This window comes from Streptomyces sp. YIM 98790 (genome assembly GCF_011421595.1).
In the GTDB taxonomy this organism is placed as follows: domain Bacteria; phylum Actinomycetota; class Actinomycetes; order Streptomycetales; family Streptomycetaceae; genus Streptomyces.
The window spans coordinates 24,322-34,728 of record NZ_WTLH01000046.1; the positions used below are offsets into that span (position 1 = coordinate 24,322).

At 74.1% G+C, this 10,407-nt stretch carries 7 protein-coding genes; all 7 read left to right on the top strand.

From position 1 onward, the window contains the following. The first annotated feature begins 44 nt into the window (after positions 1 to 44). The 7 genes from ligA (at position 45) to GQS09_RS10870 (ending at position 9,774) form a co-directional block, all read left to right on the top strand. Positions 45 to 2,228, top strand: a complete 2,184-nt coding sequence (gene ligA / locus GQS09_RS10840) for an NAD-dependent DNA ligase LigA (protein WP_165985808.1) — start codon at positions 45 to 47, stop codon at positions 2,226 to 2,228. Between the two features lie 208 nt (positions 2,229 to 2,436). Next, the gene (locus GQS09_RS10845) at positions 2,437 to 4,539 is read left to right on the top strand and encodes a bifunctional diguanylate cyclase/phosphodiesterase (protein ID WP_165985809.1); all 2,103 of its coding nucleotides are present in this window, start codon (positions 2,437 to 2,439) and stop codon (positions 4,537 to 4,539) included. Positions 4,540 to 5,129: 590 nt separating this feature from the next. Beyond that, entirely contained in the window at positions 5,130 to 5,429 is a 300-nt protein-coding gene (gatC, locus tag GQS09_RS10850; protein WP_165985810.1) for an Asp-tRNA(Asn)/Glu-tRNA(Gln) amidotransferase subunit GatC, read from the top strand. Positions 5,430 to 5,431: 2 nt separating this feature from the next. After that, the gene (gene gatA, locus GQS09_RS10855) at positions 5,432 to 6,928 is read left to right on the top strand and encodes an Asp-tRNA(Asn)/Glu-tRNA(Gln) amidotransferase subunit GatA (RefSeq protein ID WP_165985811.1); all 1,497 of its coding nucleotides are present in this window, start codon (positions 5,432 to 5,434) and stop codon (positions 6,926 to 6,928) included. Continuing rightward, complete coding sequence (locus tag GQS09_RS10860; protein ID WP_165985812.1) at positions 6,925 to 7,158, top strand: hypothetical protein; 234 nt, start codon at positions 6,925 to 6,927, stop codon at positions 7,156 to 7,158. The genes gatA and GQS09_RS10860 overlap by 4 nt, the downstream gene beginning before the upstream one ends. A gap of 40 nt (positions 7,159 to 7,198) precedes the next feature. After that, on the top strand, positions 7,199 to 8,707 hold the full coding sequence (gene gatB, locus GQS09_RS10865) for an Asp-tRNA(Asn)/Glu-tRNA(Gln) amidotransferase subunit GatB (protein ID WP_165985813.1): 1,509 nt from the start codon (positions 7,199 to 7,201) through the stop codon (positions 8,705 to 8,707). A gap of 239 nt (positions 8,708 to 8,946) precedes the next feature. After that, positions 8,947 to 9,774 carry a DUF4097 family beta strand repeat-containing protein gene (locus GQS09_RS10870; protein WP_165985814.1) on the top strand — a complete coding sequence of 276 codons (828 nt, stop codon included), beginning with the start codon at positions 8,947 to 8,949 and terminating at the stop codon, positions 9,772 to 9,774. Positions 9,775 to 10,407: the final 633 nt, after the last annotated feature.

The following is a 10,407-nucleotide window of genomic DNA, read 5'->3' on the forward strand; positions in this document are numbered from 1 at the left end:
CGAGGCGACGAGCCGACGGGAGACGAGACGTGGCCGGTGGAGAGATGGGCGTTCCCGCTCAGGCCCGGGAGCGGCACAAGCAGCTTGCCGAGCAGATCGAGGAGCACCGCTTCCGCTACTACGTGAAGACGCCCGTCATCAGCGACGCCGAGTTCGACCGGATGCTGCGGGACCTGGAGGCGCTGGAGCGGGAGCACCCCGGGCTGCGCACCCCCGACTCGCCCACCCAGAAGGTCGCCGGCGCCTACGAGACCGACTTCACCCCGGTGGAGCACCGGGAGCGGATGCTCTCCCTGGACAACGCCTTCGACGACGAGGAGCTGGACGCCTGGGCGGGCCGGGTGGCCGAGGAACTGGACGGCATCCCGTACCACTTCCTGTGCGAGCTGAAGGTGGACGGGCTGGCGGTCAGTCTCACCTATGAGCACGGCCGCCTGGTCCGCGCCGCCACCCGGGGCGACGGCCGCACCGGCGAGGACATCACACCCAACGTCCGCACCATCGACGACGTGCCGCTGCGGCTGGACGGGGAGCGGGTGCCGGAGCTGGTGGAGGTGCGCGGCGAGGTCTTCTTCCCCATGGAGCGCTTCCAGGAGCTGAACGCCCGGCTGGTGGAGGAGGGCGAGAAGCCGTTCGCCAACCCGCGCAACGCGGCGGCCGGTTCGCTGCGGCAGAAGGACCCCAAGATCACCGCCTCCCGCCCGCTGCGGCTGGTGGTGCACGGCATCGGCGCCCGCCGGGGGCTGGACATCGACCGGCTCTCCCAGGCCTACGAGCTGCTGCGCGAGTGGGGGCTGCCCACCGCCCGGGCGGTCGGCGTGGCCGATTCCATGGCGCAGGTGCGGGAATTCATCGCCTACTACGGCGAGCACCGCCATGCCGTGGAGCACGAGATCGACGGCGTGGTGGTCAAGGTGGACGAGATCGCGCTCCAGGGCCGGATGGGCTCCACCTCCCGGGCGCCGCGCTGGGCCATCGCCTGGAAGTACCCGCCGGAGGAGGTCAATACCAGGCTGGTCGACATCCGGGTCGGCGTGGGCCGCACCGGCCGGGTCACGCCCTACGCCGTGGTGGAGCCGGTCACCGTGGCCGGTTCCGAGGTGGAGTTCGCCACCCTGCACAACCAGGACGTGGTCAAGGCCAAGGGCGTGCTGATCGGGGACACCGTGGCGCTGCGCAAGGCGGGGGACGTCATCCCGGAGATTCTGGGCCCGGTGGCCGATCTGCGGGACGGCAGCGAGCGGGAGTTCGTGATGCCGGCCGAGTGCCCGGAGTGCGGCACCGCGCTGCGGCCGATGAAGGAGGGGGACGTCGATCTGCGCTGCCCCAACGCCCGCTCCTGCCCGGCGCAGTTGCGGGAGCGGCTGTTCTATCTGGCCGGCCGCCGCTGCCTGGACATCGACCACTTCGGCTATGTCACGGCCACCGCGCTGACCCGGCCGCTGGAGCCGGCCGAGCCCCCGCTGCGGGACGAGTCCGGGCTGTTCGAACTGACGGTGGAGCAGCTGCTGCCGATCCGGGCTTACGTGCTGGATCAGGACACCGGCCTGCCCAAGCGTGATCCGGAGACGGGTGAGCCCAAGGTGGCCAGCGTGTTCGCCACGCAGGCCGGCGAGCCCAAGAAGAACACCCTGGCCATGCTGGAGGCGCTGCAGGAGGCCAAGAAGCGCCCGCTGGCCCGGATCATCGCCGGGCTGTCGATCCGCCATGTCGGGCCGGTGGCCGCCGAGGCGCTGGCCAGGGAGTTCGGTTCGCTGGACCGCATCGCCGGGGCGAGCGAGGAGGAACTGGCGGCCACCGAGGGCGTGGGCCCGACCATCGCCGCCTCGCTCAAGGACTGGTTCGCCGAGGACTGGCACCGGGAGATCGTGGAGCGCTGGCGGGCCGCCGGGGTGCGGATGGCCGAGGAGACCCGGGAGGCGGCCGGTCCCCGCCCGCTGGACGGGCTGACCGTGGTGGTCACCGGCACCCTGGCCGACTACACCCGGGACCAGGCCAAGGAGGAGCTCCAGTCCCGGGGCGCCAAGGTGACGGGCTCGGTCTCCAAGAAGACGGCCTTCGTGGTGGTGGGGGAGAACCCGGGCTCCAAGTACGACAAGGCCGTCCAGCTCAAGGTGCCGGTGCTGGACGACAACGGCCTGCGGGTGCTGCTCGCCGAGGGGCCGGACGCCGCCCGGGCCGCCGCGGTCAATCCGGCCGAGGAGGAGCCCGCTCCGTCTGACGGGTGATCACTCGAACGACCGACCGAGTGTTCAGTGTGGCGGCGGAGTGGGAACGAGAAGGCATATACCAGGCATTTTTCCGTGCGGTCGGCACGGACCTCACAGATTTCCCCAAGCCGCGGAGATCTGTGCCGCAGGCAGCCTCCCGCGCCCTAATGTGGGGTCAAGTGCCTGCCGGGACGCGGGCAGGTGTCGCCGTGAGAGGTAGGCCCGCATGCAGTCACCAGCTACGGGGCGAACCGCCCCGCCGCGTGACCACGCTGCGCTGTCCCGGTGGTTCCGCGCCGCGCTCATCGGCGGAGCCGCGCTCGCCCTCCTCATCGGCTCGATAAGGCTCGTCACCCGGGGCGCGGCCCTGTTCCCCGGCGCCGAGCAGGGCTGGGCCCTGGCCGTGCTCACCGGCATCATCGTCGGCCACCTGGTCGCCCTGGGCCGGGACCGCTGGTGGGGCGGCAGCGGCTCCGGCGCCGCCCTCACCCTGGCCATGCTGCTGCTCTACGGCTGGGTGCCGGCCGCCCTGGTCAGCCTGGCCGTGGTCACCCTGGTCGGCACCGTGCGCCGGCACCGCCGGCAGCAGGCCCTGCTGCACGGCGCCGCCGACATCACCGGCATCGGCGCCGCCGCCCTGGTACTCGGCCTGTGGGGCAGCCACCCCAGCGTGGCCGGCCCCTGGTCACCCGCCGAGTGGGACGCGGCGGCGCTGCCCGCCCTGCTGTGCACCGCCCTGGCCTATCTGGCCGTGGCCCGCACCCTGCTCTGGTTCTGCTTCGCCCCACCCGGCGGGGGGCTGCCCGGCCCGCACCGCGCCGCGCTGCTGCGCCAGGTCTCCATCGGGGTGGCCCTGCTCGGCATCGCCCCGCTGATCGTGGTGGTGACCGTGCACAAGCCGCTGCTGGTGCCGCTGTTCGCGGTGCCGCTGATCGCCCTGGACTCCACCCTGTGGATCGCCCGGGTGCGCGCCGAGGAACAGCTGCTCGACCCGCTCACCGGCCTGCCCAACCGCCGCTGGCTGCTGGACCGCACCCGCGCCGCACTGGCCGAGGCCGAGCGGACCGGCTCCCGCTGCGCCCTGGTGCTGATCGACCTGGACCGCTTCCGCTGGGTCAACGACACCCTGGGCCACCTGGCCGGGGACCGGCTGCTGCTGCGGGTCGCCGACCGCCTCCAGCGCGCCCTGCCGCGCGACGCCGAGACCGCCCGGCTCGGCGGGGACGAATTCGCCGTGCTGCTGCCCCGGGTCGCCTCCGCCACCAGCGCCCAGCGCGCCGCCCGGGAGATCATCGCCTCCTTCGGCGCCCCGCTGGAGCTCGACGGCATGCCCCTGGTGGTGGAGGCCAGCGCCGGAGTCGCGGTCTACCCCGAGCACGCGGCCGAACCCGAAGGGCTGCTGCGCCGTGCCGATGTGGCGATGTACACCGCCAAGCGCAACCGGGCCGGCGCCGAGGTCTACGAGCCCAGCCGGGACATCAACACCCCGGACCGGCTCGGCCTGCTGGGCGATCTGCGCCGCGCCCTGGACACCGGCGAGGTCGCGCTGCACTACCAGCCCAAGGTCGGCTTCGACGGCCGGGTCGCCGGGCTGGAGGCGCTGGTCCGCTGGGAGCACCCGGAGCGCGGCCGGGTGCCGCCGGACCAGTTCATCGAGATCGCCGAGACCTCCGGGCTGATGCCCCGGCTCACCGAATACGTGCTGGAGACCGCGCTCGGCCAGCTGGCCCGCTGGCGCGAGGCGGGCATCACCGTGCCGGTCGCGGTCAACGTCTCCCCGCGCGACGTCTACACTCCCGGCTTCGCGGGCGCGGTCGCCGCCCGGCTGGCCCGGCACGGCGTCCCGGCCGGCTCGCTGCAACTGGAGATCACCGAGCACGTGATGCTGGAGGACCCGCAGCAGGCCGCCGACACCCTGGCCGGGCTCACCGGCCACGGCGTGCGGATGTCCCTGGACGACTTCGGCACCGGCTACTCCTCCCTCTCCCATCTGCGCCGGCTGCCGGTCAGCGAGCTGAAGATCGACCGCTCCTTCGTGGCCCGGCTGGCCAAGGACGCGGAGGACGCCGAGATCGTCCGCTGCACCGTGGACCTGGCCCATTCGCTCGGGCTGGTGGTGGTCGCCGAGGGTGTGGAGGACGACCAGACCTGGGAGCGGCTGCGCGATCTGGGCTGCGACGCGGTGCAGGGCTGGCTGGTCTCACCCGCGATGCCCGCCGCCGAGACCACCGCCTGGCTGCGGGCCCGCCGCAGCGATGCCGCGCACGACGGCCCGCAGCCGCTCTCCGGCGCCACCACCGCCCCGCCCGCCCGCCCCGCCACCCCCTGATGCGCCGGGCCGCAAGGGCACACGGCCGGGCCGGGCGCGGAGCGCCGCCCGGTGGAATCCCCCGCCCGGCGCAGCCGGTCCGGCCGGCCATCCCCGAGCGGCGCACCACCGCAGGCCGGTGAGCCACGCGCCGCCAAAGGCCGTGAGCGGCGTACCGCCGGGCACGCGGGGCGAGGGCGGGCAGCGGGTCTGCCGGAGACGGGCGAGCGGCGCGCCGCCGGAGGCCGTGCGCGGCGTACCGCGGGGCGTCGGCGAGCAGTGCGTCCGCCGGGCACGGGTGAGTGGCGGGCCCGCGGGGCGAGGGTGCGCAGCGGGTGTGCCGGAGGCGGGCGGGCGGCGCGCGCGGGGCGTCGGCGAGCAGTGCGTCCGCCGGAGACGGGGGAGCGGCGGGCCTGTCGGGCGCGGGCGNAGACGGGGGAGCGGCGGGCCTGTCGGGCGCGGGCGCGCAGCGGGTCCGGCGGAGGCGGGCGGGCGGCGCGCCGCCGGAGGCAGTGAGCGGCCGGGCGAATGCGGGGGCGGCCGGGGGAGCGCGGCGCCTAGGATGGGGGCATTCCAGACCCACCCGACCTGACTCACCAGAGGATCGCCACATGCCTGGCATCACGCGCGAGGAGGTCGCCCACCTCGCCCGGCTGGCGCGTCTGGAGCTGTCCCGCGAAGAGCTCGATCACTTCGCCGGCCAGCTCGACGCCATCATCGGAGCGGTCGCCGCCGTCTCCGACGTCGCCGAGGAGGACGTACCCCCGACCTCGCACCCCCTGCCGCTGACCAATGTCATGCGCCCGGACGTGGTCCGTCCGAGCCTGACCCCCGAGCAGGCGCTCGACCAGGCGCCCGCGCAGGAGCAGCAGCGTTTCAAGGTGCCGCAGATCCTGGGGGAGGAGCAGTAGGGATGAGCAGCGAACTGACCAGGCTCACCGCCGCCGAGCTGGCCGCCCGCATCGCCTCCGGCGCGGTCAGCGCCGTCGAGGTCGCAGAGGCCCACCTGGCCCGCATCGAGGCCGTGGACGAGAAGGTGCACGCCTTCCTGCACCTCGACCGCGAGGGCGCCCTCGCCCAGGCCCGCGAGGTGGACACCCGCCGCGCCGCCGGCGAGAGGCTCGGCCCGCTCGCCGGGGTGCCGCTGGCCCTGAAGGACATCTTCACCACCAAGGGCGTGCCCACCACGTGCGGCTCGAAAATGCTGGAGGGCTGGCTGCCGCCGTACGACGCCACCGTCACCCGCCGGCTGCGCGAGGCCGGCATCGTGGTCCTCGGCAAGTCCAACATGGACGAGTTCGCCATGGGCTCCTCCACCGAGAACAGCGCCTACGGCCCCACCGGCAACCCCTGGGACCTCACCCGCATCCCCGGCGGCTCCGGCGGCGGCTCGGCCGCGGCCCTGGCCTCCTTCCAGGCCCCGCTGGCCATCGGCACCGACACCGGCGGCTCCATCCGCCAGCCCGCCGCCGTCACCGGCACCGTCGGCGTCAAGCCCACCTACGGCGGGGTCTCCCGCTACGGCATGATCGCCTTCTCCTCCTCCCTGGACCAGGGCGGCCCCTGCGCCCGCACCGTGCTCGACGCGGCCCTGCTGCACGAGGTGATCGCCGGCCACGACCCGATGGACTCCACCTCCGTCGACGCCCCCGTCCCGCCCGTCGTCGAGGCCGCCCGCAACGGCTCGGTGGCGGGCCTGCGGGTCGGCGTGGTGAAGCAGTTCGCCGGCGAGGGCTACCAGGCCGGTGTGATGCAGCGGTTCGGGGAGGCCGTGGAGCTGCTGCGCGAGCTGGGCGCCGAGGTGGTCGAGGTGGACTGCCCGTCCTTCACCAAGGCGCTGGCCGCCTACTACCTGATCGCGCCGTCGGAGTGCTCCTCCAACCTGGCCCGCTTCGACGGCCTGCGCTACGGTCTGCGCTCCGGCGACGACGGCACCCGCTCCGCCGAGGAGGTCACCTCCCTCACCCGGGCGGCCGGATTCGGCGCCGAGGTCAAGCGGCGCATCATGCTCGGCACCTACGCCCTGTCCTCCGGCTACTACGACGCCTACTACGGCAGCGCCCAGAAGGTCCGCACCCTGATCAGCCGGGACTTCGAGGCCGCCTTCGGCCGGGCCGACGTGCTGGTCTCGCCCACCACCCCGACCACCGCCTTCCCCATCGGCGAGCGGGTGGACGATCCGATCGCCATGTACCTGGCCGACCTGTGCACCATTCCGGCGAACCTCGCGGGCAACGCCGCCATGTCCCTGCCCTGCGGTCTGGCCCCGGAGGACGGGCTCCCGGTCGGCCTCCAGATCATCGCCCCGGCCATGGCCGACGACCGGCTCTACCGTGTCGGGGCGGCGGTGGAGGCCGCCTTCCAGGCACGCTGGGGTCACCCGATCCTTGAGGAGGCACCCGCCCTATGAGCAAGAAGCCCAAGTCCAAGGCCGGTACGTATCTGTCGCTCGGGACGACGCTGTTCGGCGCGGTCAGCGTCATCAAGCAGCTCCGCGCCGCCCGTACCGAGCAGGACAAGCTCCAGCTTGCGGACGCCGTCGTGTCCGCCGCCGCCATTGTCACCGGGGTCGCCCTGCTCGCCCGCGAGCTGCGCCGCATGGGCCAGGAGCGGGACACCACCGAGGTGCTGGCCGACTGACCGCCACCGCTGTGACGACTGATGTGAGAGGTATCCCTTCGTGACCGTCACCGAGCTGGTGTCCTACGAGGACGCGCTGGCGTCCTACGACCCCGTCATGGGCCTGGAGGTCCATGTCGAGCTGGGCACCAAGACCAAGATGTTCTGCGGCTGCGCCACCGCCCTCGGCGCGGACGCGAACACCCAGACCTGCCCGGTCTGCCTCGGCCTGCCCGGCGCCCTGCCGGTGGTCAACGCCACCGGCGTGGAGTCGGCCGTCCGCATCGGCCTGGCCCTGAACTGCTCCATCGCCGACTGGTGCCGCTTCGCCCGGAAGAACTACTTCTACCCGGACATGCCGAAGAACTTCCAGACCTCCCAGTACGACGAGCCGATCGCCTTCGACGGCCACCTCGACGTCGAGCTGGAGGACGGCGAGGTGTTCCGGGTCGAGATCGAACGCGCCCACATGGAGGAGGACACCGGCAAGTCCACCCACATCGGCGGCGCCACCGGCCGTATCCATGGCGCGTCCCACTCCCTGCTCGACTACAACCGGGCCGGCATCCCGCTGATCGAGATCGTCACCAAGCCGATCACCGGGGCCGGCGCCCGGGCGCCGGAAGTGGCCCGGGCCTATGTGGCCGAGCTGCGCGAGCTGATCCGGGCACTGGGCGTGTCCGAGGCCCGGATGGAGAGGGGCCAGATGCGCTGCGACGTCAACCTGTCGCTGCGCCCGCACGGCCGCGACGCCTTCGGCACCCGCAGCGAGACCAAGAACGTCAACTCGCTGCGCAGTGTGGAGCGGGCGGTGCGGTTCGAGATCCAGCGCCACGCCATGGTGCTGCAGGCCGGGGAGACGGTCGTCCAGGAGACCCGCCACTTCCACGAGGACACCGGCACCACCACGCCGGGGCGCCGCAAGGAGGAGGCCGAGGACTACCGCTACTTCCCCGAGCCCGACCTGGTGCCGGTGGCCCCGGCCCGGGAGTGGGTGGAGAAGCTGCGCGGCGAGCTGCCCGAGCTGCCCCGGGTGCGGCGCGGACGGCTGCGCGAGGAGTGGGGCATCTCCGCGCACGAGATGCGGTCCGTGCTCAACGCGGGCGCGCTGGACCTGATCACCGCCACCATCGGGGCGGGCGCCGACCCGGCCGCCGCGCGCAAGTGGTGGATGGGCGAGCTGGCCCGCCGGGCCAACGAGCAGGGCGTGGAGCCGGGCGAGCTGCCCATCCGGCCGGAGCAGGTGGCCCGGGTGGCGGCCCTGGTCGCCGAGGGCACGCTCAACGACAAGCTGGCCCGGCAGGTCATCGAGGGCGTGCTGGCCGGTGAGGGCGGCCCGGACGAGGTGGTGGAGAAGCGCGGGCTGCGGATCGTCTCCGACGAGGGCGCGCTCGGTTCGGCGGTGGACGACGCCATCGCCGCCAACCCGGACGTGGCCCAGAAGATCCGCGGCGGCAAGGTGGCCGCGGCCGGTGCGCTGGTGGGCGCGGTGATGAAGGCCACCCGCGGCCAGGCCGACGCCGCCCGGGCCCGCGAGCTCATCCTGGAACGGCTCGGCGTCTCCGGATAGCACACGGCGTACGGAAGCACCGCGTCACGGCGACGGACCCCCGGCACTCCCGGGGGTCCGTCGCCGTGACGCCACGTGTCGTCCCGGGCCCGGTGATGCCCGGCCGGCCCGCCCTGCGGGCGTGCCGTGCCGGGTCCGGAGCCCGTGGCCCCCCGGGGAAAAGACAGGGACATCCCCGGCCCGGGATCGGGGACCTCCCGGATGGGCGGCGGAACCCGGGATCGCCTAGCGTCCGGGACATGACGACGATCACCGGCACCCGCACGCCCGGCACCGGTCCGGGCACCCACGTCCGCAGGAGCAGCCGCACGGCTCCGCGCGCTCTGCTCGCCGCCGGCGCCGCGCTGCTCCTGCCGGCCACGGTGGCCGCCTGCACGCAGGAGACGCACGACATCGACGGCGAGGAGCGGGTCTTCGGCCTGCCCGGCACCGGTGAGCTGGTGATCGAGGGCGACAACAGCCGGATCGAACTGGTGGTGGACGAGTCCCTCAGCGGCGAGGTGTCCGTCACCCGGTGGTTCCACGCCGAGAAGCTGGCCGGCAGCACGGACATCTCCTGGTCCATGCGCGACGACGGCACCCTGGAGCTGCGCACCAGCTGCGAGGGCGTGGTGACCTCCTGCGACGCACGCCACCTGGTGGCCGTCCCGGCCGGGACGGCGGTCCGCGCGACTGCGGAGAACGGTCCGCTGGCGGCGGCCGGATTCGCCACCGCGCTCGCCCTGACCACGGAGAACGGCGCGATCGAGATCGAGGACTCCACCGGCCCGCTCGCCCTGGAGACCGGCAACGGGAAGATCACCGGACACGGTCTGGCATCCGAGGAGGTGACCACCCGCAGCGACAACGGCTCCGTGCACCTGTCGCTGGTGTCCGCCCCCGCCCTGGTCGACGCGGAGACCGACAACGGTTCCGTGACCATCGAGGTGCCCGGCGGCACCGCCTACGACGTACGCACCGACACGGGACACGGCGACGTCGACGTCGAGGTGGAACAGGGGGACTCGGGTCACGTCATCGCGGTGCGCACCGACAACGGCTCCGTCACCGTCCGCCCCGGCTCCTGATCGCGCGCCGCCCCCGCCGGGCCTGCCCGCCGGACCCACCGCCGGCCCGCGCCGCGGGTTCCTGCCGCGGCGGTGCGCCGCCCCGCCGAGGGCGGTGCGTGGACGCGCCCGCTGCGGCTCGCCGTGCCGCCGTGGACGCCGCCAGGGGAGGCGGGACGGCCGGCTCACTCCCGGCGGCCGCCTCCCTCCCCGCGGGGCCCTCCCGCGGAGCAGAGCCTCAGGGCCTTAGACGCCGGGAAGGCCCGGAAGGGGGGGCCTTAGGGAGCGCCGGGGCCCCGGCAGTGGCACGGCTCACTCCCCGTCCCGGGTGCCGTCGTGTCCGGCCGGGGACCTAAGGCCCCCGGAGGGGCGAAGACTGGGCAGACGCCCGATGTGGCGCGGGTGCCTGGGCCGGGAGAGTGGACTCACCGCGGAAATCCCGCCGGCGGCCACCGCCGCCGGCGGTCCGCGGAGGCCAGCCGATCCACTCGATCCAGCCGGACCCGGGGAGATGACATGTTCGACCACCACCGTCTGCACCAGCACCGCGCCGAGGAGCTGCACCGCGAGGCCGCCGAGGCCCGCCGGGCCGGCGAGGCCCGCCGCGCCGCCCGCCGCCGCCGCAGCCGCGGCCAGGACACCACCGAGGGCGGG

Excerpts from the sequence above, each read along its gene's own strand:
- ligA (WP_165985808.1), top strand. The coding sequence starts at position 45 with ATGGGCGTTCCCGCTCAGGCCCGGGAGCGGCACAAGCAGCTTGCCGAG.
- GQS09_RS10845 (WP_165985809.1), top strand. The coding sequence starts at position 2,437 with ATGCAGTCACCAGCTACGGGGCGAACCGCCCCGCCGCGTGACCACGCT.
- gatC (WP_165985810.1), top strand. The coding sequence starts at position 5,130 with ATGCCTGGCATCACGCGCGAGGAGGTCGCCCACCTCGCCCGGCTGGCG.
- gatA (WP_165985811.1), top strand. The coding sequence starts at position 5,432 with ATGAGCAGCGAACTGACCAGGCTCACCGCCGCCGAGCTGGCCGCCCGC.
- GQS09_RS10860 (WP_165985812.1), top strand. The coding sequence starts at position 6,925 with ATGAGCAAGAAGCCCAAGTCCAAGGCCGGTACGTATCTGTCGCTCGGG.
- GQS09_RS10870 (WP_165985814.1), top strand. The coding sequence starts at position 8,947 with ATGACGACGATCACCGGCACCCGCACGCCCGGCACCGGTCCGGGCACC.